At 41.0% G+C, this 23,385-nt stretch carries 17 protein-coding genes, 1 tRNA gene and 3 pseudogenes; 10 read left to right on the forward strand and 11 right to left on the reverse strand.

Annotated features, from left to right (window positions below):
* Positions 1–169: 169 nt before the first annotated feature.
* From C427_RS03035 to pepA, 3 genes are read right to left on the reverse strand one after another with little or no spacing between them, the layout of a single operon-like run.
* Complete coding sequence (locus C427_RS03035; protein ID WP_007636364.1) at positions 170–3,022, reverse strand: valine--tRNA ligase; 2,853 nt, start codon at positions 3,020–3,022, stop codon at positions 170–172.
* Positions 3,015–3,482 carry a DNA polymerase III subunit chi gene (locus tag C427_RS03040; RefSeq protein ID WP_007636365.1) on the reverse strand — a complete coding sequence of 156 codons (468 nt, stop codon included), beginning with the start codon at positions 3,480–3,482 and terminating at the stop codon, positions 3,015–3,017. The genes C427_RS03035 and C427_RS03040 overlap by 8 nt, the downstream gene beginning before the upstream one ends.
* A 27-nt stretch (positions 3,483–3,509) precedes the next feature.
* Positions 3,510–5,015 (reverse strand): leucyl aminopeptidase, encoded by a 1,506-nt coding sequence (pepA, locus tag C427_RS03045; protein ID WP_034898857.1) that lies wholly within the window; start codon positions 5,013–5,015, stop codon positions 3,510–3,512.
* Positions 5,016–5,263: 248 nt separating this feature from the next.
* On the opposite strand from pepA, the gene lptF reads away from it, so the two are divergent.
* Positions 5,264–6,373, forward strand: a complete 1,110-nt coding sequence (gene lptF / locus C427_RS03050) for an LPS export ABC transporter permease LptF (RefSeq protein ID WP_007636367.1) — start codon at positions 5,264–5,266, stop codon at positions 6,371–6,373.
* A pseudogene (gene lptG / locus C427_RS03055) lies at positions 6,366–7,434 on the forward strand (LPS export ABC transporter permease LptG). Before lptF ends, lptG begins: the two are co-directional and overlap by 8 nt.
* Positions 7,435–7,445: 11 nt before the next feature.
* Here the strand turns inward: lptG and C427_RS03060 are convergent.
* Complete coding sequence (locus tag C427_RS03060) at positions 7,446–7,961, reverse strand: RDD family protein (RefSeq protein WP_226991084.1); 516 nt, start codon at positions 7,959–7,961, stop codon at positions 7,446–7,448.
* 333 nt (positions 7,962–8,294) lie between these two features.
* On the opposite strand from C427_RS03060, the gene C427_RS03065 reads away from it, so the two are divergent.
* From C427_RS03065 to C427_RS03080, 4 genes and pseudogenes are all read left to right on the forward strand, one after another.
* Positions 8,295–9,467, forward strand: coding sequence for an NAD(P) transhydrogenase subunit alpha (locus C427_RS03065; RefSeq protein ID WP_007636371.1), 1,173 nt, complete (start codon positions 8,295–8,297; stop codon positions 9,465–9,467).
* A pseudogene (locus C427_RS03070) lies at positions 9,467–9,749 on the forward strand (NAD(P) transhydrogenase subunit alpha). The gene C427_RS03065 and the pseudogene C427_RS03070 overlap by 1 nt, the downstream one beginning before the upstream one ends.
* Before the next feature lie 9 nt (positions 9,750–9,758).
* Entirely contained in the window at positions 9,759–11,162 is a 1,404-nt protein-coding gene (locus tag C427_RS03075; RefSeq protein WP_007636375.1) for an NAD(P)(+) transhydrogenase (Re/Si-specific) subunit beta, read from the forward strand.
* A 586-nt stretch (positions 11,163–11,748) separates the two neighbouring features.
* Positions 11,749–11,833, forward strand: a tRNA-Leu gene (locus C427_RS03080).
* 567 nt (positions 11,834–12,400) lie between these two features.
* Here C427_RS03080 and C427_RS03085 read toward each other — a convergent pair.
* Together C427_RS03085 and C427_RS03090 are read right to left on the reverse strand one after the other, a co-directional pair.
* A complete protein-coding gene (locus C427_RS03085; protein WP_007636039.1) occupies positions 12,401–12,703 on the reverse strand; it encodes a DUF1330 domain-containing protein in 303 nt (100 codons plus the stop codon).
* Positions 12,704–12,830: 127 nt separating this feature from the next.
* A complete protein-coding gene (locus C427_RS03090) occupies positions 12,831–13,790 on the reverse strand; it encodes a LysR family transcriptional regulator (protein WP_034898807.1) in 960 nt (319 codons plus the stop codon).
* 419 nt (positions 13,791–14,209) lie between these two features.
* Between C427_RS03090 and C427_RS03095 the strand changes: the two genes are divergently transcribed.
* The 3 genes from C427_RS03095 to C427_RS03105 all read left to right on the forward strand — a co-directional run bounded on the left by C427_RS03095 (position 14,210) and on the right by C427_RS03105 (position 17,660).
* The gene (locus tag C427_RS03095; RefSeq protein WP_007636043.1) at positions 14,210–14,752 is read left to right on the forward strand and encodes an acyloxyacyl hydrolase; all 543 of its coding nucleotides are present in this window, start codon (positions 14,210–14,212) and stop codon (positions 14,750–14,752) included.
* A gap of 130 nt (positions 14,753–14,882) precedes the next feature.
* Positions 14,883–15,542, forward strand: coding sequence for an MlaC/ttg2D family ABC transporter substrate-binding protein (locus C427_RS03100; protein WP_007636044.1), 660 nt, complete (start codon positions 14,883–14,885; stop codon positions 15,540–15,542).
* Between the two features lie 477 nt (positions 15,543–16,019).
* Positions 16,020–17,660, forward strand: a complete 1,641-nt coding sequence (locus C427_RS03105) for an amidase (RefSeq protein ID WP_007636045.1) — start codon at positions 16,020–16,022, stop codon at positions 17,658–17,660.
* A 1,286-nt stretch (positions 17,661–18,946) separates the two neighbouring features.
* On the opposite strand, the gene C427_RS26970 is transcribed toward C427_RS03105, so the two are convergent.
* From C427_RS26970 to C427_RS03120, 4 genes are all read right to left on the reverse strand, one after another.
* Positions 18,947–19,681: a methyl-accepting chemotaxis protein gene (locus C427_RS26970; protein WP_015430393.1), complete on the reverse strand. Its 735-nt coding sequence runs from the start codon at positions 19,679–19,681 to the stop codon at positions 18,947–18,949.
* Between the two features lie 99 nt (positions 19,682–19,780).
* Entirely contained in the window at positions 19,781–19,969 is a 189-nt protein-coding gene (locus C427_RS03115) for a methyl-accepting chemotaxis protein (protein WP_007636049.1), read from the reverse strand.
* A 39-nt stretch (positions 19,970–20,008) separates the two neighbouring features.
* The gene (locus tag C427_RS26170; RefSeq protein ID WP_007636051.1) at positions 20,009–20,170 is read right to left on the reverse strand and encodes a hypothetical protein; all 162 of its coding nucleotides are present in this window, start codon (positions 20,168–20,170) and stop codon (positions 20,009–20,011) included.
* A gap of 58 nt (positions 20,171–20,228) precedes the next feature.
* Positions 20,229–20,867: a Cache 3/Cache 2 fusion domain-containing protein gene (locus tag C427_RS03120; RefSeq protein ID WP_081588979.1), complete on the reverse strand. Its 639-nt coding sequence runs from the start codon at positions 20,865–20,867 to the stop codon at positions 20,229–20,231.
* Between the two features lie 95 nt (positions 20,868–20,962).
* Here C427_RS03120 and C427_RS03125 point away from each other — a divergent pair.
* Positions 20,963–21,834, forward strand: a pseudogene (locus C427_RS03125) (IS1595 family transposase).
* A 370-nt stretch (positions 21,835–22,204) separates the two neighbouring features.
* On the opposite strand, the gene C427_RS03130 reads toward C427_RS03125, so the two are convergent.
* The gene (locus tag C427_RS03130; protein WP_007642782.1) at positions 22,205–23,200 is read right to left on the reverse strand and encodes a potassium channel beta subunit family protein; all 996 of its coding nucleotides are present in this window, start codon (positions 23,198–23,200) and stop codon (positions 22,205–22,207) included.
* Positions 23,201–23,385: the final 185 nt, after the last annotated feature.

Raw genomic sequence — 23,385 nt, forward strand, 5'->3', positions numbered from 1 at the left:
TATCAAAAAAAATACAGAACGATCAAGAACCTGAAATGTAAGACCAATTTCTCATTCCTCATACAATTTATCGATGTGATTTATCATCACATCATCACATCATCACAACTTCAGATAGCTAGGGTGTGTCAGCAATATTGATAACACACCCTATAATCGATATGACTTTTTAGATAGATTCAATGCTAATGCGCTGTTCGCGCAGTTTACCCATCTGCATTGTAAAGTCAGCTAACTTAGCTTTCTCTTTTTCAATCACTGCATCAGGTGCATTACTCACAAACTTCGCATTTGCGAGTTTTCCTTGAGTACGAGCAAAGTCTTTTTCCAACCTGTCTAATGCTTTGGCTATACGGGCGAGTTCAGCGTTTTTGTCAATCAATCCAGCCATGGGGATCATAATTTCAAGTGAGCCCAATAAAGAGGTAGCACAGACCGGTGATTCATCATCTTCGGTTAATGCTGTTACTGTTTGTAACTTAGCAATTGAATGCAAGAATATGGCGTTTTCTTTAAGCCGCCTAATATCCTCAGGCGAAGCATTGCGTAGCAACACCGGCAAAGGTTTACTTGGTGCAATATCCATTTCTCCACGTATCGAGCGAATAGACAATACAAAACCTTTGACCCACTCCAAATCTTGCATTGCGGTGGCATCAACCTTAGCAACATCGAATTCAGGGTATGTCTGATTCATGATGGTAGCGCTATGACAGTTAGCGATAGGCGATACATCTTGCCAGATAGTCTCTGTGATAAACGGCATAATAGGGTGCATTAATCGTAGTAAAGACTCTAAAACGGTAACTAGGGTATGCCTGGTACCGCGTTGCTGCTCTTCAGTTCCCTGCAATAAAATAGGTTTTGTTAATTCTATATACCAACCACAAAATTGGTCCCATGTGAACTCGTATAATGCATGGGCGGCGATATCAAAACGATAAGTATCCATAGCTCCGCGATAGGCTTTTATAGTGTTTTGGTACTGCCCCATGATCCACTTGTCTGCAAGTGAAAAAGTCATACTCGAGTCTGAATTAAATCCACAATCATGTTCTTGGGTATTCATCAGCACGAAGTTACTGGCGTTCCATAACTTATTGCAGAAGTTTCTGTAGCCTTCTAATCGCTTCATGTCCCAACTGATATCACGGCCAGTAGAAGCGACTGCTGCTAGGGTAAAGCGTAATGCATCTGTTCCATGAGACTCTATGCCATCGGGGAACTGCTTCGCCGTTTGCTTCTTGATTTTTTCAGCCATTTTAGGCTGCATCATATTACCGGTACGTTTTTCGAGTAAATCTTCCAGAGAAATACCGTCGATCATATCCAGAGGATCGATGACGTTACCTTTAGACTTAGACATTTTATGCCCATCATCATCACGAATAAGGCCTGTCACATATACTGTTTTAAAAGGTACTTGTGGTTTGCCGTTTTCATCTTTAATAAAATGCATAGTCATCATGATCATTCTTGCTACCCAGAAGAAAATAATGTCGAAACCAGTGACCAACACATCAGTAGGATGAAAGGTTTTTAAATCGTCAGTATTTTCAGGCCAACCTAATGTAGAAAACGTCCACAACGCAGAGGAGAACCAGGTGTCTAATACATCGTCATCTTGCCTAAGTACTAGATCTGCAGCTAAGCCATTTTCTGCGCGGGCTTCTGCTTCGTTGCGACCCACATACACATTGCCTTGTTCATCGTACCAAGCGGGTATTCTATGGCCCCACCATAATTGACGAGAAATACACCAGTCTTGGATATCATTCATCCAAGAAAAATACATGTTTTCATATTGTTTGGGTACAAATTCAATCTCGCCATTGGTGACGGCATCTGCTGCGACTTTTGCTAATGGTGCTGCACGTACATACCATTGGTCGGTCAACATAGGTTCAATCACTACACCACTTCTGTCGCCATAAGGCACAGTTAAATCGTGGTCTTTTACCTCTTCTAAGAAGCCCATCTCATCAAATTTAGCGACGATGGCTTTGCGGGCGGCAAAACGGTCTAAGTGATGAAACTCCTCAGGAAGTGCTGAATTTAGCGCATCAGTTACTTCACCTTTAGTATCGTATGTTTCAGCTTTAGGAAGAATTTCACCAGAAAAAGTTAAAATATTGATCATCGGTAATTGATGACGTTTACCGACTTCATAATCGTTAAAGTCATGGGCTGGCGTTATTTTCACACAACCTGTGCCTTTTTCTATATCTGCATGTTCGTCACCCACAATAGGGATACGACGATTCACTAGAGGTAAATCGATGAATTGACCAATTAGGTCTTTATATCTGGGATCTTCTGGATTTACGGCAACACCTGTATCACCTAACACTGTTTCAGGTCGGGTTGTGGCAACTACAAGGTAATTTTTGCCATCAGTCGTTTTAGCTCCATCAGCCAAGGGATAGCGGAAGTGCCACATGTGGCCTTTTTTGTCTTTACTTTCGACTTCTAAATCAGAGATGGCGGTATGTAACTTAGGATCCCAGTTAACCAGGCGTTTACCACGATAGATTAAGTTCTCTGAATGCAGACGCACAAACACTTCATTGACAGCGTTTGAAAGGCCCTTATCCATAGTGAAACGCTCACGTTCCCAATCGACTGATGCACCTAAGCGACGCATCTGATTAGTAATCGTATTACCTGACTCAGCTTTCCATTCCCAAATTTTGTCAATAAAAGCTTCGCGGCCTAATTCTTTTCGAGTAGGGCCGTTTTCTGCCGCTAATTTACGCTCCACCACCATTTGAGTGGCAATACCCGCGTGGTCAGTACCTACTTGCCATAAAGTATTATTACCCGACATACGTTTGTATCGAGTGAGTGCATCCATAATCGTTTGCTGAAACGCATGGCCCATATGTAGGCTGCCCGTCACGTTTGGTGGCGGTATCATGATGCTGTAGGACTCGCCTTCTCCAGAAGGTTTAAATTGCCCGCTGTCTTCCCATTTTTGGTAAATATCGCGTTCTATATTTTGTGGATTAAATGTCTTATCCATTATTGTGTGTCTCGTTAATGCTTGAGGCGGGTAGGGTATCGAGTTGATTACCTGCCGCTCTATAGTGTTTATATCGCTCTCTGGCCTGAGGTTTGAGTTGTTCTTTAGCAGGCACAAAATCAATGACTTGTCTGAATCGTTGATGAAAATCAGGAATGTTGTCAGACAAGTTAATCAATATGGGTCGATTAAATTGACTGGGTGTTTGCCAGCATATTTCAACAGGTGCCCCACCTACGGGACCTTCTCCAGTCAAATTGTGGGGAACAAAGGCATCGTTAGGTAATTGCCATAACAACTCATCAAATTGTTCGGCTTGTTTTTGATCTTGGCAATACACCAAACATTTTTGTTTTTGCCGATAACTACGGGTCGCCAACAAACAAGCCAGCGCAAAGTGCGCTGGCTGTTGGTGTGTGTCGTCTGTTTCATCAAGCAGATAAAACGTTACATTTGACATATGCGAAGTGGTTCCTAAAATGTATGATTAATCTTCTGTTTCAATTCCAGCTCGGTTCATTAAGAATTGAGATAACATCGGTACAGGTCGGCCAGTTGAACCTTTGTCTTTTCCGCCAACCCAAGCGGTGCCTGCAATGTCCATATGCGCCCAATTATATTTGCGAGTAAAACGAGACAAAAAACAGGCTGCGGTAATGGCGCCTGCAGGACGACCTCCGAGATTAGTCATATCGGCAAAAGGGCTTTCGATTTGGTCTTGGTATTCATCCCATAAAGGTAAACGCCAAGCTTTATCGCCACTTTGTTCAGATGCATTAAGCAATTCGTGAGCAAGAGGATTATGGTTACTGAATACGGCGCTGGCGTGTTTACCTAAAGCCACCACGCAAGCACCTGTTAATGTAGCCACATCCACTACCAACTCAGGGTCAAAACGCTCGACATAGGTTAATGCATCACATAATACTAAACGGCCTTCGGCATCGGTATTGAGTACTTCAACTGTTTGGCCTGACATAGTGGTTAAAATATCACCTGGGCGGTATGCGTTGGCATCAGGCATATTTTCACAACCTGCTAGAATACCCACAATATTAATTGGCAGGTTCAGAGCACTGATGGTGTGCATTGCGCCTAGTACGCCAGCTGCACCCCCCATGTCATATTTCATTTCATCCATGGCTTCGCCTGGTTTGATTGAAATACCGCCAGAATCAAAGGTTAATCCTTTACCGACTAGCACGATAGGCGCTTGATCTGCTGGACCACCCTTATGTTCCATTATTGTCATGATCGATTCATTGACAGAGCCTCGGCCTACTGCCAAATAGGAGTGCATACCTAGCACATCCATTTGTTCTTCATTAACTGAGCTAACATGCAGATTTTCATATGTTGCGGCTAAAATTTCTGCTTGCTCAAGTAAATATTTAGGATTACAAATATTTGGCGGCATATTAGCAACATCTTTAGCTGTTTTAGAACCCTGCGCTACGGCTAAGCCATGCTCAAGTGCTCGTTCGCCAATAGATAACTCACGACGTGTAGATACATTAAAAACGATCTTTCGTAGAGGTCGGCGTAGTTCACCTTTTTTAGTTTTAAGTTGTAAAAAGGTGTAAAGAGAATCTTGCGTCGCTTCTACAGCTTGGCGTACTTTCCAATAAGTATCGCGGCCTTTAACATGCAACTCAGTCAAAAAACTAACCGCTTCCATCGAGCCTGTTTCATTTAGAGTTTTAACAGTTTTGGCGATAATTTGTTTGTATTGGCGTTCGTCTAGTTCACGCTCTTTGCCACAGCCTACCAACAATACTCGTTCACTTAAGATGTTAGGCACGTGGTGCAGCAATAACATTTGACCGGCTTGACCTTCCAAATCGCCTTTTCTGAGTAGGTTGCTAATATAGCCTTCGCTAATAATATCGAGCTGTTCGGCAACAGATGTTAGACGCCTTGGCTCAAACACACCTACTACAATACAGGCGCTGCGTTGTTTTTCTGGACTGCCACTTTTTACGCTAAATTCCACTTTGAACCCTCGGTACTTGATGAATAATACTGCAACCATTTGTCCTTTTAATTAATAATCGAAAGGTGATATTGGGTTATACAGCTTTATTATTGTAAGATTAACATTAGCCGGACATAATCTGTAAATAAGATCTTGGCTGAGTGCTCTAAATACGCACACTTTATAAATTAAACTTGTGAAAACGTTAAGTTTACTTAAAATTTCCCATAGTGCCACTAAAAATACTACTTTCCCTTGGATGTGTTGTGCTGATTTTCCGCTATTTAATGAAAGAAACGTTGAAGTCTCAACTGGCAATTTTTATGCTGTTGATGGCTATTTTTATTACTCAAAAATTTGTTAAAGTATTGGCTGATGCATCAGAAGGAGAAATTCCTGCTGGCTTAGTACTAGGCTTTTTGGCTTTACACACGCCGGTCTTAGCGTCACTAGTGCTTCCCTTGAGTCTTTTTTTGGGGATCATGTTGGCTCATGGCCGATTGTACGTCGACAGTGAGATGAGTGTGATGCGAGCATGTGGTATCAGTGAGTGGTATATCACCCGTGTCATGCTGATTTTGGCCTTATTTATGTCTTTATTAACCGCTGGCTTAACTATGTGGTTAACGCCCTTAGCTATTGAAAGCACCTATCAACTAGAAGAAAAAGTCGGTGCTCAAAGTGGCTTATCAAGCCTGATCCCTGGTCGTTTCCAACAAACTGCCAATCAGCAAGCCGTGATATTTGTTCATGACATCGATAATGGCCAAAATCCCTTAAGAAAGGTTTTTCTGGCACAAAGAGATACTGACTCCGATACCGAAAATGTAAGAATTGTGTATGCAAACAGGGGGGGCATCGAAGAACAAGCCAATGGCGCACAAAAACTGATACTCAATCAAGGTAAACAATACGAGGGTGAAATGGGCAGGCAAGATTATCGCGTTGTTGAATTTGAAGAGTATCAAATTCAAATTGCAGAGCAACAGCCTGAAAGAAAACGCAGAAAACTAAGCGCATATCCGACTGCCGACTTATTAGTTGATCCTTCAGTTGATGCGCTAGCAGAGCTTCACTGGCGAATAGCTATTCCTCTATCGTTACCGTTTTTAGTATTGATTGCGGTGCCCCTCAGTGCCGCTGATCCTAGACAAGGTCGCTTTGGAAAAATGTTTCCTGCGTTGATGTTATATCTGGGCTACTTTATGCTGCTCATGGCGGGCCGAAAAGCGTTGGAAGATGGGAACATACCCCAGCAACTAGGGTTATGGTGGGTGCACGGTGTATTGTTATCGATCGGTATTGCATTATTACTAAAAGGTAGGCCTTTTGGCGTCAAGCTGCGCGCTCGATTAAGAGGTGATACCAGTGTTTAAAATACTTGATATATATATTGCTAAGACACTACTTGCTACAACGGCACTGAGTTTAAGTGTGTTGGTAGGTTTAAGCGCCTTAATTAAATTTATCGAACAAATGAAACAAGTTGGTCGTGGCAGTTATGATATGACGGTCGCTTTGGTGTATGTAGTGTTGAGTCTACCCAGAGAGCTAGAGCAGTTTTTCCCGATGGCCACTTTGATTGGCGGATTGATTGGTATGGGAATATTGGCTAGCAACAGCGAACTGGTTGTGATGCAAGCCGCGGGTCAAAGTCGATGGAATATTATCACCTCTGCCATGAAATCAGCCCTACTAATGGTGCTATTTGTGATGTTTATAGGTGAATGGGTTGCGCCTCTCACAGAAACTAGAGCCAAAGAAATTCGCACTCAGGCTATTTCTGGCGGTAGCTTATTTGCTTCTGACAGAATAACTTGGGCAAAAGACGGTGATAACTTCGTAAGTATCGGTGAGGTGGTCGATACCAATACGTTACGTAAAGTGAATGTATACGAGTTCGATGAAGATCTAGTGCTAAGACAAATTACCAGTGCTTTGCAGGCTAATTATAGTGAGAATGGCTGGCAATTAGAGCAAGTCAAATATACCTTTATAGGCGATCAGCGGATCCGTTACGAACAGCTTGAAAAGGGTGTGTGGTTGTCAACTCTCACTCCAGACAAGCTAGGCGTGGTAACAGTCAAACCAGAAGCTTTGTCGATTCGAGGGTTAGTTGAGTACGTTAACTATCGTAATAATAACAGTCTAGACGCTAGTCGCTACGAGTTGGCCCTGTGGCGAAAAGTGCTGCAACCATTGTCTGTAGGTGTGATGCTTTTAATGGCGTTGTCATTTATTTTTGGACCGCTGCGCAGTGTCACAATGGGCGCACGAGTCATATTAGGGGGTGTTAACCGGTTTTGGTTTTTTTGTGAGCAATGAAGTATTTGGTGCTTTAAGCTTGGTTTACCACTTGCCGCCATTTATGGGGGCGGCTTTACCCAGTTTGGTTTTTGCTGCTTTTTCAATCTATATGCTGAAAAGGAAAGGCTAGCACCAGCCCATTTATTCTTGAATTTTCCCCCAAGATGAATGATGGTTATCTTCCTTGCTAAGCACCAATATTTCAGTGTTAGCGAGCCTATCTTGCAATGATTGTTTAGACTTGAAATCGAATAACACCAAAATAGTGCCTAAACCGCCAAATGAACATATTAATCGTAAAAGTGCGCGCCTATAACCAAAAGGTTTGTCAGTGGTACTGAATAAGCGTAAGCGCCACGCCCTCATACCTATGGTTTGACCGCCATTTCGCCAAAACCACAGAAAAAAACCAACAATCCATAAACCTACCCACACTTGTAAGATAAGTTGATAGCTAAAAGAGTGTTGAATGAGATCGCTAAAATGCTCATAACCTTGGTTATCTAATATGTTGTTTTCAACTAGCAACAGCATCGTTAGTAACATGACCATTGCTGCACACATGCCAACAGCAACCGCTACTAAAATGTCGTATACCATGGCAGCTAGTCTGCGAATGAAACTTGCTCGGGAGTGTTGTGGATGCGTAGGTTTCAAAAGTAAGCCTTAAAAAATAGGACAGATGTTATCAGTAATATTCACTAAATATAAATTTTGATCATTCTTGAGCACTCGAATATTAAAAAATGCCACATAAATCTATTCACACAGTATTAAAGCACTGACCCGTGAGACTGATCAAGCAAGGGTTATCGCAACAATATATATCTTTAATAAAATAGACTAACTTGTTGATACAACAAGGTGGGTGTTATTTAAATTATGAACTAAAATCCAAACAACTTCATATTCAATATAATTACTGTGAATTTACATTTCACTCTTAAATAAGCCATATTTATTAAAGAAAAATTAACTTTTGAGGTTTCTATGACAATTCTTGGTTTCCCTGCTGAGCTTAAACCACAGGAAAAGCGTTGTGCTGTGTTGCCAGTAAACGTTAAAGCATACAAATTATTGGGTGCCACTGTGCATGTGCAAGCCGGTATCGGTAATCACATCCATGTTAGTGATGAAGAATATGCAGCGGCTGGGGCAGAAATTGTCACTAGCCGTGCTGAAATCTTAGCAAATGCGGACATTGTCCCCAGTTTGCACAAACTCACTAGAGATGATCTTAGTCATTTAAAACCTAACACGCTGATAGTGAGTTATTTAGACCCATTTAATGAGAAAGGTTTTGTAGCAAGCTTGTGTGAAAACAATATCACCAGCATTAGCATGGAAATGATCCCACGTATTAGTCGTTGCCAAAAAATGGACGCTCTAAGTTCTCAAGCAAGTTTGGCTGGTTATGTCATGGTACTGCAAGCGGCTAATGAGCTTGATGGTGTTTTACCTATGATGATGACACCAGCAGGGACTCTAAAGCCAGCAAAAGTATTTGTTATTGGTGCCGGAGTGGCAGGCTTGCAAGCTATTGCTACCGCTAAACGTTTAGGTGCCAGCGTAACGGCATTTGATACCCGAACCATAGTTGCTGAACAGGTGCAGTCGTTAGGTGCTAAATTCTTACATATCGATTTAGGAAAAACAGGTGAGACTGGACAGGGTTATGCCCAAGCTCTGACCCCAGAGCAAATGCAAATTCAGCAACGTGAACAAGCTAAATGTATTGCTGAATCAGATATAGTTATTACTACCGCGCAGTTATTTGGGCGCAAGCCTCCCATGCTAATTGACCTGAAAACAGTTGAATCAATGCAAGCTGGCAGTGTGATAGTTGATATGGCCGCTGAAAATGGCGGTAACGTCGAAGGCTCAGTACCCGGTGAAATTATCAAGCACAAAGGTGTGACCATCATTGGCACTGGTTATTGGGCAAATGGAGTAGCCAAACATGCTACTCAAATGTACAGCAATAACATGTTCAATTTAATCAGTGAATTTTGGCACCAAGAAGACAACGCATTTAAGCTGGATATTGAAGACGAAGTTCAGTCTGGTTGTATCATCACTCATCAAGGGCAAGTTGTGAATGCCATGCTCAAGTCTGTCTATGAGTCTAATACTTCATCCACAAACGATAAAAAGGAACCCTAATGGACGCCGTATATTTATTATTCATTTTATTATTATCAATGTTTGTCGGTTATGAACTTATCCAAAAAGTCCCAGCCACATTACATACTCCTTTAATGTCTGGTGCTAATGCCATCTCTGGTATCACAGTTGTGGGTGCGCTGGCCTTAGCGGGCAGCGACAGTATGGGTGAATATTCCACGTACCTTGGTGCATTTGCGGTCTTTTTTGGCAACCATAAACGTCGTCGGTGGTTATTTGGTTACTGACCGAATGCTCGCTATGTTCAAGAAAAAGCAGTAGGAAAATATGATGATAGAAACTACCACAATCGACTTAGTGATCAACTTCAGTTATGTGCTCGCTGCTACCTTATTCATTTTTGGCTTAAAGCTGCTTGGGCATCCTTCGTCAGCCCGTAAGGGTAACTTACTCTCTGCCATTGCGATGCTCATTGCGATTGTTGTCACTATGTTTGATAACAATATTGTTAGTTTTCAAATGATAGCCATTGCTATGTTAGCAGGCAGCATAATAGGTGCGCTTGCAGCAAGGTTGATAGACATGACAGCTATGCCTGAAATGGTGTCACTGCTTAACGGTATTGGCGGCCTCGCCAGTTTATTTGTTGCGTGGGCCACGGTTGAAGCCAATAGTGAATTTACCGCTTTCACTATGATAGTGACATTTCTAGCCCTATTAATTGGCGGCGTGACCTTTTCAGGAAGCCTAATTGCCTGGGCAAAATTGAGTGAGCGCATTTCTGGTCGTTCGGTGATTTTCGTAGGTCAGGCAGCGTTTAATAGTTTGCTGGTACTGGCGATTATATTTACTGCTTACTTGTTTGTTGCCCAGCCTACAATGCTGGCTGGTATAAACATTGATTTTAATGTGGTGCTATATACAGCCATGGGGTTTGCTTTGTTATTTGGCATCATGTTGGTATTACCTATTGGTGGGGCAGACATGCCAGTGGTTATTTCACTGCTAAACTCATATTCCGGTTTAGCCGCTTGTGCAGCCGGGTTTGCTTTACAGAATAATATTTTGATAGTGGCCGGTTCGCTAGTAGGTGCCAGCGGTATTATCTTGACCAACATTATGTGTAAAGCCATGAATCGCTCCTTGAGTAATGTGTTATTCAGTGGCTTTATGTCAGTGACTAAAACAGACATGGTAATAGAAGGTGAAGTCAAACCTTTATCGGCCGAGGATGCGTATTATGTGCTCGAAGCGGCGCAGTCCGTGGTGGTCATTCCTGGTTACGGTATGGCAGTAGCACAAGCGCAACACGTGATGAAAGAGTTGCAGCAACTGTTAGAAAAAAACGGCGCCGAAGTCGCATACGCCATTCATCCAGTCGCGGGACGTATGCCTGGGCACATGAACGTGCTGTTAGCAGAAGCCGACGTATCTTATGAGCAACTATTCGAAATGGACGAAATCAACAAGCGGATTCAAAACTTTGATGTGGCTATGGTTATTGGTGCTAACGATGTGGTGAATCCAGCAGCCCGAGAAATGAAAGGTAGCCCCATATATGGGATGCCAGTGATCAATGCGGATTTGGCTAAGAACGTGTTTGTACTGAAACGGGGCATGGCATCAGGTTTTGCCGGTATTGATAATCCGTTGTTTTTCAAACCCAACTGTCGAATGATATTCGGTGACGCCAAAGAAACATTAGGTGTCATGATTAGGCAGTTTTCAGACTAAGAACCATGTAGAATTTAAGCAGCGCCTAGCTGCTTAAACGTTAGTCAGTATTTTGTTTATAATAAATAAATTACTGGTTAATAAATCATTATGCATGCTTGCTATTACATTATTAAACAAACCTTCTTATTAGCAGGTTTGTTTGTTTTTGGCTAAGTCACTTAAACTTACTAGTGACTAGAGTATCAACCTAATAGAAGCCCTGTTGATCGTAACCAGAATAAGCTGGATGGTATATGCTCAATTCAGTAGCCAAAAGCGACGCTAGAGGCTGTCTCAGTTATTACCCAGTCCAAGTCTGATGAACTAAAGTGAAAGGTTTACAGGGGTCACAGAGAGTAGTGATGAACTTACTGGTTAAAGAAGTTGTGAAAATATTAAACGCTATTTTTTTATCACTAGGAAGGGGTAAGCCATTTTCTAATGAAGTGAAATAGAAGTGCAATATAAACAGGACCTTAAGTCTGTTGATTAAAAAGTCGGCAAACTGTTGTGATACCTAATAAAATACTTGCAAGCAAGGCGTCTATGGCTATAATGCCTCCCTCTTGAAGGTTGGTTGAAACAGTCTTTGAGCATTTGCGAAGCCAGTGTGGTGGAATTGGTAGACACGCTAGATTCAAAATCTGGTTTCTTCGGGAGTGGCGGTTCGAGTCCGCCCACTGGTACCACTTCGCAGATAACAATAAACCGACAATATGTCGGTTTTTTGTGCCTAGAATTTGAGCACTCAGAAACCTTATGGGCTAGTCACTAACACGTCCATGATGATCCGCACCCAAATTCGCCGTCCTTGACGAATTGTTAATACCACTGGAGCATTGCTCCAGAAAGCCTCGTATTAACCCACTGGTACCACTTCGCAGATAACAATAAACCGACAATATGTCGGTTTTTTTGTGCCTGTTGTCTGGATGGCTTAAACCGTTTTTAGTGTCTAAATCACAAATACTAAAAGATATTTAATCACCACAGAGTAAAAGAAAATCAATTCTTAACAATCGGTTCCTCTTTGTAGTCAAGGTTCATAGAACTCTATGGTGTAAATTTTTTACTCTTGTCTTCTAATCTTGCAACTGAAGTCTGACGATAAGAGCTTAAATTACGAATGAAAACTAACAATACACCACTCACAATTTCTTCGAAATTAAGTTAGATATATTGTTAGCGTTTACAGGGGCATTTATAAATGAAAAGCGTTAGCTTTTTTGTGTTTGTTAACTTTTTTAATTTAGATATTAAATTTCATCGGTTTCAGTCGATTTAACTAATATCGAGCTCAATGTACTGCCGGCGTTGCGGTGCTTTGAAATACGCTGATAGGCATCGGATTGCATCCATGTAAATGCATCTTCTTTAGAGGGGAATTCCATTAGAACCGAGCGTGTCGCTTCCCATTCGCCAGCAAGCACAAGAGGCTCTTCATCGACACTTAAAAGCTTGCCGTTAAAATGAGCAAATACTTCTTCAAATTGATTTTCATATTTGTCATATTCGGCACGGTCATGAATAGTAAGCCTTGAAAGTATATATACAGTCATAATGTTCCAATTGATAAGTTAGTGTAAATTATGTTACTAAAAAAACACATTAATCTATAGTTTTTAGTAACGGGTTCAAGATTTAGACTCCAAATTCAGAGATGCGTGGCTCTCACAAAAACTGATTTTATTGGCACATCGCTGGATTTTTTTTACATAAACATTCCATAACCTGTGTTGTTTCAAGTTCAACCGTTCGTCCAATAATCCGCTTGAAGTGCTCACGCAACCAAATTAACCCTTGATCTCTATCTTGTCGTTTGTGCCAAATAGTTGAAACTTGCTGCGGCATCAATTCTATTGGTGGTTTAGTGGCTGCAATATCACCATCGATTATTTGCTTGGCAACCGCTGAAATGGGGATCACACATATCAAATTACTGTGCTTGATTAAGTTGGCAACAGAGGAGAAATGATTAACGGTAACCGCCACTCGTCTAGATAATCCGTGTTGCATCAAAACCTGATCTGTATATCCGGTTATATCCCCAGACAAAGACACCAAAAGGTGGTCAGCCGCCGCAAATTCTTCCAAACTAAGATCCGCTTTTGCCAATGCATGATCATGGTTCATGATACAAATATAAGTAGGTGAAAATAAATATTCAGCTCTAAACGTATTTGAAATAACGCCTGTGGTGCCAATAACCATATCAACCTCTGCATCCTCCAAAACCTGATCTGAATTGACGATTGTATAAGGGATCGCATGGATATTGACTCCAGGCGCTTCCTTCTCGATAGCGCAACGTAATTTAGCCCAAGCCATATCGACGACTGTATCTGTCACCGCAATTCGAAATGTGCGTTTGACAGTCGCGGGATCAAAATTCTTGGGATCAACCGCTTCTGTGAGTGAAATAAGCGGTTCGCGGACTTGGTTCCACAAATTTTGGGCATGCAAAGTAGGTTGAATATTACGGCCATCCTTGACAAATAACTCATCTTTCCATGCGACTCGCATTCGACTGACCGCGTTAGATACCGCAGGCTGTGTCATTGATAGTCTTTGAGCAGCACGGGTAATGGACCGCTCAGTCATGATGGCATCAAATACCATTAACAGGTTTAGTTCTTGTGGTCGCATAACTTTTTCGTTCAAATAATTATCATGCAACAATACATCACAAAATAAAATGTGTCACATATAAATATATAATTATATTTATATTAGTTTAGTGGCCATAATCCTCCTATGAGATAAGTAAGTTGAAAAACAACCTTAATGAGTACAAACAAAACGTTACTCAGTATTCGTTTTGCTAAGCATTAGGCGCTTTTTATTTAGCAGTGAGTCAAACCATTAAAGATGTAACCGCACTTACAATTTCTGGATAACCACGGCAAGCAACAATGCTTATGGATAAGCAGTCCTAACCTTCCAACAATGTGGGTCGGGAGCCTGCGTTATCAGTGTTTCCTCTAAGCGTCTTTATGACTCGGATGAAACGAAGTCTTTTAAATAGCATCCTTTGGAAAATATTAGGCATTTTGGAGAATATTATTATGCGTTGGTTGGTCTTAATACTGGCTATATCTTTTGTTTCACTGCCAAGTACAAATGTGGTGGCTAGTCAGCAGGCGGTGGCAATCGATTATTTGCACGGTGAAAGCGGGTTAACGGGGATTCGGCTGGCTTATCGCCCCTATCAGACTCAGATAGCCACATTTGAATGGCTAGGTGAGTTTGATGTGTACTGGGAGGCAAGTGTCAATTTTTGGGAGTTTGGACAGGACAATCAACATGAAACCAATTACGCGATTGCATTATCTCCGGTGTTCTCAAAACAATTTGATAGTTTATATGGCAAGTATCCACTCAAGTGGGAATTTGGTATCGGTGTTTCACTTATCACTGACACCCGTTTTGCCGGTAAGAATATAGGCTCTCATTATCAGTTTGAAGACCGACTGGGTTTGATATTGGAGTTTGGGGAGCAACTAGCAAAGTCTGTAGCGGTGCGTTACATGCATTATTCAAACGGTGGTTTAAATGATGATAACCCCGGTTTAGATTTTCTGAGTCTGACCTATGCACGTGAGTTTTAACCCTTTTATTGAATAGGTGTGTGCTAAGCATTATTGCTCGTACAGTTTGTTCATTTATATACAACAACTTAATTTTTTTATTTAATTTTTGGATGTTCAACATCCTGTAGCACCTAAGGCACCAACACTCATGAGTACGACATTTTTAAAAACGATAAAAATTATCAGTCAATCCGGGCTGCTTATATTGGCATCCGTGCTAACCAGTTCGAGCCATGCAGAATTACTTAATCCTCAAGTCTTGTTACAACAAGTGACTAACGCTACCTTTCAGCGAATTGAATTAGACCAACAAAGTATTCAATCTAATCCTAATCATCTTCGGGAGATTATTGAGCAAGAATTGATGCCACATGTTGATCATAGATTCGCTGCATTCAAGGTATTGGGAAGCCAATTTAGATCCGTTCCTAAAGACAAGATCCCAGAGTTTGTGAGCGAGTTTAAGCAATACCTAGTGTCTAACTTTGCTGTTGCTTTAGCGAGTTATGGTGGACAAGAACTGTTGTTTGAACCAGTTAAAGATACTGAAAATCAAACTAGTATGAGCATTAAGGCACTCATTAGACAAGCGGGCCGTCCTGATATCAACATTAGCTTTAAGTTGCGTAAAAGTAATAAAACACAAGAATGGAAAACCTATGATCTGGTAGCTGAAGGGATCAGTTTGTTATCGAGCAAACGCAGTGAATTTGAATCGATGATCCGACAACAAGGTATACAGGCTGTTATAGACGTGATGAAAAACAAAAATAATAAGCCCTTGAACATCGCCTCAAATGTTAACTAACCAAGGTGGTTATTACGTCAAGCATTGGAATGCGGTGTTGGCTGAAATATCACGATTTAAATCTCTAAAAGGTCTAAGCATTGTTTTGAACTTTTAGAGGTTATTTTAAGAGCATTTAATCAAGAGTAGTTTCTAAGAAGCAGGCAGTAGATATAGTCAACCAATAAAGGTTAGGTCTATACTCAGACGCAGTGTTGCACCAAACAGATAAGTGATTTCACCTTTGGGGAACCTACCTCTCTTTTTAGTGCACCCTTGAGTTGAGAACCCAATATCCTACATTACTCCTATTGTTCCGGTAACGCAGGTAAATCCCATACCTGATGTAGCCTCACGTCATAAAGGCGCTTTAAACACATTATCGATGACCGCGGCTGCGTTTGGATATCTTCATTGATGCATGCCACAACTTTTCCTTGCAATCATCAGTTAGTTTTATTAATTTCAAGCACCTTATAAGACTTTAAAAGATAATTAATGAAGCATTTACTCCTTTGTGCCATAGCGGCAGGTATTTCGATCTCTGGTTGTACGCCAACCACAGAAAATTCTGAAGTAACACAACCGGTATTAGTAGAAACGGACTTTCGTGCCACAGGCATTCTCGCAGGCTCCTTACCTGACGTTATAGAAGCACTTGAAAGTAATCAGATTAGTTCACAAGACTTGGTAACGTTATACCTAGAACGTATTCAAAAAATTGACAAAAATGGGCCAAAGTTACAATCCATTATAGCGCTCAACCCAGATGCGCTGACAATTGCCAAACAGCTTGATCAAATGCGTGCAGCCGGCGAAATTATGGGCCCCTTGCATGGCGTGCCTGTTTTACTGAAAGACAATATTGAGACAAAAGATCTTATCGCGACTACTGCTGGAGCTTTTGCACTCAAAGACAATATAACTGGACGAGATAGTCCTTTAGTCGCAGGTTTACGTGCCCAAGGCGCAATAATTTTAGGTAAAACTAACCTGAGTCAATGGGCCAATTTTCGTTCAGAAGGTTCGATGAGTGGCTGGAGTGCGTTGGGTGGACAGGTAAGAAATCCGCATATGTTAGACCGTAATCCCTGTGGCTCTAGCTCAGGCTCAGGTGCCGCTACTGCGGCTTCCCTTGCTGCGGCTTCAGTAGGCACTGAAACTAACGGTTCGATTATTTGCCCGTCAAACGCCAATGGCATTGTTGGTTTTAAACCTACCGTGGGTATTGTGCCGCAGCAGTATATTATTCCTATTTCTGAGTCTCAGGATACAGCCGGCCCGATGACTAAAACTGTGATGGGCGCTGCTTTGATGATGAATGCTATGGCCACTACCACGCCTGATACAGACTATAGCGCGGGTCTTACAAAAGACGCTTTAAAAGGTGTGCGAGTAGGTGTATTGAATTTTGCCAAAGGCGAGTCCATGCCAATACTGGAGCACTTCAAAACCGCTTTGATGGATCTTGAGGCTGCAGGAGCGATTCTGGTTGACATCGATAAGCGTCCAGAGACCCCTAAGGATTTTGGTAAGATGGGCTACGATATTCTTAAATACGAATTTAAACATGGTTTAAATGCTTATCTGGCCTCGACGTCAGCTGAACAGGTAACACCTCGCACCTTAGAAGAGTTGATCGCTTTTAATGAGGCGCACTCAAACATTGAGCTAGCATTATTCGATCAAAGTATATTTGTGGCTTCACAATCCATGGACTCGCTTGACAGTGAGGCATACAAAACAGCGATTGAAACAGTACAAAAATCGACACGACAAGAAGGCATTGACACGTTATTGCAAGAGTTTGAGGTGCAAGTACTCATTGCTCCTTCGGGTCCGACTGTGCCAAGAGTGGATCCTATCAACGGCGACGTTTGGCCTAGTAGTTGGCCAGGATTTGGTGGTCATGCCGCTCAAGCTGGTTATCCTCATGCAACAGTGCCGATGGGAGGCATTCATGGGATTTCGGTTGGTTTATCATTTATTGGCGGTAAAAATACCGATGCTGAGATACTTTCCTATGCATATGGATACGAACAACATTCGTTGCGCAGACTAGAGCCTCAGTATCACAAAGATGCAGAAGCCTTACCTTTTATCGCTGATGCGATAAAGCCATATAGTGAGGCTAAGTAATTACTGTTGTGACCTAATTCACCGGCTTAACGTCAAATTTAGGCTTTAGGTAAGGCCTAAATTTGGCTGAGACGAAAAGGGCTTAATGGTTTTGGCTTTTACTTATGGGTAAAGGTCATAACGTTTTAAACCCTCGTTTCATTAAGAAGGGGATGACAATAACAGCTGAATTTTCGATTTGTCGGATATGGTTTAGTTTGCTTAGTGGTTCTCAAATCACAGACTGAGTAAGCCCATCATAAATTAAGCTCATGCCTACCTTGTTTGAGAACAACAAAATCCAGTTTAGCAATACGTTTGGATTGTAAGCTTCATGTTGTTAGTCTGATACATTGTTGTCTTCAGTGTGGTTTTTATAATATGAGAATACTCATTTTTATATTATTACTTCTGAACACGAAAAACAAACCGTTACCCTGGGAACGCTGGTGCTTCCTTCTATGGTAAGAGTAGATCAACAGAGTAACAAATGTGTGGGTCACTTCGTTACTATTACAAAAAATACTGTCTGCAGATGCTATCAATATTGATGGCATCTGCAGTCTACATGTTAGTATATATCGACTATTATAAAATGTTAAAGTTGATTTTCTAAGCAGCATTAAAAGTACAAAAGCGATGCCAAAAGGCATAGTGTTTGTGGACACCCCTTTTAGTACTTTAAGTCTTGATTCGTAAACACATGAGGGCACCGTATCGATGAGAAGTGTCGTGGCCATCCGTGGTTTTAGTTATCACGGTTTTAGATAGGAATTAACAGCTTAAGGATATGAGTTTTTTGACTTGCCTATCAACATATCAGCCATTCAACTTTTCCTAAAAAAACGAACCAGCCACTTTATTTCTTATCGTTCGCCCGTCGATTATTATATCCAAGAAAAAATTGAATCTTAAAGATAACGTCATTATTGAATTCCTTGAAGATATGCCTACATACTATGTTATTTTTGGTCAATCTCCTCATATTGAAAAACGCCAAGCAGCTTTCAATGATTACGCATCTAAAAATTAATTATCATTTTTGGACTAGGTAAATAATCTGTCAGATTGGCAATATCATTTGCTTTAGTCGGTCTATTCTTTATAGGGTTTTAATATTGGACGCTGATGATTCTAGGCACAACAACAAGGCGGGTCTCGTAAAAATCTAAGATCACAGGTCTACATCTATCTAGGCTGAACTATACCGAGGTAATGCTTTAAACAAGCTGCAACGCAGCCTGCAGTTTATATTGTAATGAGTAGAGTAAGTTGAGCATCAATCAGAGATGTTCAACTTTGCGGAGTTAAATTCCCTTGATGGTATAACCAGCTAATTTGTCTTGCATGTCATTAGCTAAGGTTGATAATTCATCACACATCAATTTCATGTTACTGGCGCTAGTAGAGTTTTCTAGGCTGATTAAATTAACCCCATCGATTCTTTGCTTTATCTCCATAGAGACTTCTTTTTGATGACTTGCCATAATGGACGTTGCGCTATTTAAGACTTTTATCTCATCTACTGCTGCCAGAGCTTGTTGGAGTACCTCACCTGTTCTCGAGGTTGATTCAACTGTTTCTAATGCTGACATTTTATTCGCCGCCATGGCCGAAGAGGCTTCTTTGCTTCCAGCTTGCAGTTTTTCGATCATTATCCTAATTTCTTCGGTTGATTTTTGAGTCCTACTTGCAAGTGTTCTTACTTCATCTGCCACTACTGCAAATCCTCTGCCTTGTTCACCCGCTCGTGCTGCTTCTATTGCAGCATTTAAGGCCAACAGGTTAGTCTGTTCGGCAATGTTGCGAATGACTTCCATAACACCACTGATTGCTTGACTAGAGCGCGCTAGTTCTTCAATTACCCACACGGAACTTTCTGTTTTATCTGCTCGACTCTTAATGTCAATAATTGTTGTAGTAAGGGTTTGTACACTTAGGTTGGTTTCTTTGTCGGCGCTTGCTGCTGCCTTATCTGCTTTGTTGATATTTTCTTCAACTGCTAAGACTTTTTCTGCTAAGACTGAAGCTGAATTTGTCACGATTGAAACTTCCGGCGTCAACCTATTTACAGAAATTTGTGTACTGTTTGCAAGCTTATTCAAAGCAACTGCCTTACTTATCAAAATGTCGGCGGTTTTCTATACGTCTTCTATGGTGTTGTGTAATTTACTGAACAGTTTATTCAGCCCTTTTCCCATACGACCAAATTCATCATTTTGCTTTTCACTAAAACGAAAACGAAAACGAAAATCGCTGCTACCAGTGGCAATGTCATCAATTGACTTGATATAATCTTCGATGCGCTGTCCCACAATCTTTTTAAGCATCACAAATACTGTAATAAGAATGACTAAACCAGCAAATATTTATTTACTAACTGCCCACAAAACACTTGAAAAAACAATGCCAGATACTTCATTCGCATCCGCACATAAAATGACTTCATAACCCCATTTTTTAAATTCTACCTGGGTAATGTCCCAATCTGCAGTATTTCCCATAGCTTGTGATATCTGCGCTGTAGACATATGACCTGAATGCGATCTGATATTATTTTTTGTGTCAATTAAAGCAATAAAACCATTTTTAATATCCGGCTGCCTTCAATGGTATGTAATGAACTGTACTGGCAAGGTCAGCAAAATAGCCTACATACCAAATGCCAATTTTACTACCACTCGCATCTTTTAATGGCGCGTAATATGTTAAATACGGATTACCTAATATATGAACTTTGCCATAATAAGCTTGCCCTTGATTTATCTTATCTATTGCCTTGCCTGTATGACTAAGCTTGGTGCCAATCGCCCTTTTATTTTCTTTTATGACGTTGGTACTTATACGTATAAAGTCTAAACCTGTTTTACTGAAAATGGTGGCGGTGCCGTCCATAATATTTGTCAGTCCGTCCACTAATTCAAAGTTATTACCTTGGGCCTTATCACCCATGTAAATATTATAAGCTGAAACACCATTGACGTTAATCATGCCTTCCATCATACGCGGTCCTAATTCGGCACCTATTTTCATTAATAGGCGCGTGCTATTTTGTACTCTTGCTGCCATTAATACGTCTGCTTTTTCTAAAACATCTATTATGTGAGTTTGCTGTTTAACAATCTGATCGTTAACGTTTTCTTGGGTTTCTGCAAGCCTTTCAATGCAGCTTATAGAAGCTAAATAATAGCAAAAAACAATATTACCGATGCCACAGAGTAGAAAAATTTTTGTTGGATTGTCATTATGTTACATGCCTATGCAGATAACTCAGGACTGAACTGTACTGTATATACAAACACCCTGTATAGGTAACCATTACCATGAACATGCCAGAAGCAAGCTTTTTAGCTTGGCAAAAACAGTTTAGTACAGAAAATACTTGCAACAAATGAAATGGCCAAATGGCTTTATTTGCCCTGGTTGTGGCAATAACCATAGCTATGAAATTACAAGTCATCATTTATACGAGTGTACACAATGTAAAAAGCAGACCTCAGTCATGTCAGGAACACTTTTTCACGGCAGCAAAATCACCTTGAACCAGTGGTTTTGGGCTATCTATTCTCTTGGCTCTGATAAGGGAAGTATCTCAGCACTGAGACTCAGTAAATTAATAGAAGTCAATTGGCGAACCGCGAGGCTGATTTTAAAGAAACTTAGAACGGCTATGGGGCATAGAGATAGTTTATATCAATTAAGTGGCACAATAGAGCTAGACGACGCTCTGGTTGGCGGTAGACAAAAAGGCAAACGAGGACGCGGAGCAGCAGGAAAAAAGAATGTGCTGATAGCCTGTGAAAGTAAGGATAAAAAAGCAGGATTTATCGCAATGGCAGTGGTCGATAGCATTTGTCATTTTAGCGTGAATGAATTCGTCAAGAAACACTTGAAACAAGGCCAACAAGTTCATTCTGATGCATTGCCGGCATTGAATATTATAGGTCAAACAGAAAACTATGAGGCAAGAGTAACCCCGGGTTATTTAGTTGATGAATGGTTACCGTGGGTACATATAGCCATCGGCAATTTAAGAACGTTTTTGTTAGGTACGTTTCATGGTGTAACCGGAAAATACCTACAAGAATACTTTGATGAGTTCTGTTATCGGTTCAATCGTCGATTTATCGAAAAACAAATACCTAACCGATTGTTAAACTTAGCAATAATTCACTTACCTGTAAAATCGACCTGAGCCAGGTGCATAGGCATGTTACGTTATCACCATGGATATATTGAAAACCTATAGAATAAAGCAGCAATAAATACGCCAATAAAACAAGCTAAGCTGCGGCCACGACTTGCTTTAGTGCAAAAATAGTTATGCGGCTAGTAAATTTTTAGTTCTAATTTTTTTCCCTTATTTTTGCTGGTCTAGCTATAAATAATTGTCTGATTTACATTAAAAATTAGCAAAGTCTATAAAGTTAAGTTTGACGCCATATATTAAAATTTATGGTGGGTATCTATGTCAATTCAAGATTATCAACATAAGGATGATGAATGGGAGAGGAGTAATAGAAAAGATAGCAGGTTCAAGTGCTATCTTTACTAATTAAAAGAGGTTACTGACCAAACCGTTCTGCTGCTGCGGGTTTGTTGTCGATAATACTTTCTATGCGTTCGATAACCTCTGGGGTTAACTTTTCAAGGGCATTCATCGCGCTTAAGTTGTCTTCTAGTTGTGACAACCGAGAAGCACCTAATATAACCGTACTGACGTTTGGATTCTTTAAACACCAAGCTATTGATAAATGGGTTAAGCTAATACTTAACTCATTGGCTAGAGAGGTTAATTGCCGAATTTTATCGAGTTTCTGTTTACCGTCTTCGCTTGTCCATAAATCCCGCAACCATTCATAACCTGGAAGGGCTAAGCGACTGTCATTTGGAATGCCATCGTTATACTTACCCGTTAATAATCCACTGGCCAATGGCGACCAGATTGTGGTGCCCATGCCATATTGTTCATAAAGCGGAGTAAACTCACCATCCACCTTATCTCGGTGCAATAAGTTATATTGAGGTTGTTCCATAGTCGGTGGGGTTAAGTGTTCTTGCCGCGCGATGGCGTGTGCTTGAGTGATCTGCTGTGCTGACCACTCTGACGTCCCCCAATACATCACTTTACCTTGCTGAACTAAGTTATGCATGGCGCGCACTGTTTCTTCAATGGGGGTATCAATATCGGGGCGGTGACAAAAATACAAATCTAAATAATCGACACGTAATCGTTTAAGCGCCGCATCACATGCATCACGCACGTGTTTGGCACTTAATCCCATTTGCATTTTTTGGTCGCCACCCCAAAATACTTTTGAGGACACTGCAAATGAATCGCGAGCTAAACCTAAGCCCGAAATCGCATCGCCCATGATTTTTTCTGATTCGCCGGCTTCATATCCTTCGGCATTATCAAAGAAGTTAATGCCGCCATCGTAAGCTGTTTTTAATAGCTGCTTTGCATCGTTAATATCAACCTGCTTTCCAAAAGTAACCCAAGAGCCCAGCGACAAGGCTGACACTTTTAAACCTGCTTTACCTAAACGACGATATTCCATTTATAATTCCTTGCGTTTATAATTGTGACCAAGGTGATAGTGAGTTCCCTTGATTGCTTAAAGTTCACCATTAAATTTTAATATTTTTAATTCACGGCAACAACTGCTGTTTGGTAGTAACGGGCACTAGATACTAACTAACGTAATTTTGAACACGCGAAGTGTGTTTTAAAGCTTAGTTTGTT

Origin of the sequence: Paraglaciecola psychrophila 170 (assembly GCF_000347635.1) — a bacterium.
Taxonomy (GTDB): domain Bacteria; phylum Pseudomonadota; class Gammaproteobacteria; order Enterobacterales; family Alteromonadaceae; genus Paraglaciecola; species Paraglaciecola psychrophila.

Coding starts and splice junctions, on each gene's coding strand:
- C427_RS03035 (WP_007636364.1), bottom strand. CDS start 3,022: ATGGATAAGACATTTAATCCACAAAATATAGAACGCGATATTTACCAA.
- C427_RS03040 (WP_007636365.1), bottom strand. CDS start 3,482: ATGTCAAATGTAACGTTTTATCTGCTTGATGAAACAGACGACACACAC.
- C427_RS03065 (WP_007636371.1), top strand. CDS start 8,295: ATGACAATTCTTGGTTTCCCTGCTGAGCTTAAACCACAGGAAAAGCGT.
- C427_RS03075 (WP_007636375.1), top strand. CDS start 9,759: ATGATAGAAACTACCACAATCGACTTAGTGATCAACTTCAGTTATGTG.
- C427_RS03085 (WP_007636039.1), bottom strand. CDS start 12,703: ATGACTGTATATATACTTTCAAGGCTTACTATTCATGACCGTGCCGAA.
- C427_RS03090 (WP_034898807.1), bottom strand. CDS start 13,790: ATGCGACCACAAGAACTAAACCTGTTAATGGTATTTGATGCCATCATG.
- C427_RS03095 (WP_007636043.1), top strand. CDS start 14,210: ATGCGTTGGTTGGTCTTAATACTGGCTATATCTTTTGTTTCACTGCCA.
- C427_RS03100 (WP_007636044.1), top strand. CDS start 14,883: ATGAGTACGACATTTTTAAAAACGATAAAAATTATCAGTCAATCCGGG.
- C427_RS03105 (WP_007636045.1), top strand. CDS start 16,020: ATGAAGCATTTACTCCTTTGTGCCATAGCGGCAGGTATTTCGATCTCT.
- C427_RS03115 (WP_007636049.1), bottom strand. CDS start 19,969: ATGCTTAAAAAGATTGTGGGACAGCGCATCGAAGATTATATCAAGTCA.
- C427_RS26170 (WP_007636051.1), bottom strand. CDS start 20,170: ATGTCTACAGCGCAGATATCACAAGCTATGGGAAATACTGCAGATTGG.
- C427_RS03130 (WP_007642782.1), bottom strand. CDS start 23,200: ATGGAATATCGTCGTTTAGGTAAAGCAGGTTTAAAAGTGTCAGCCTTG.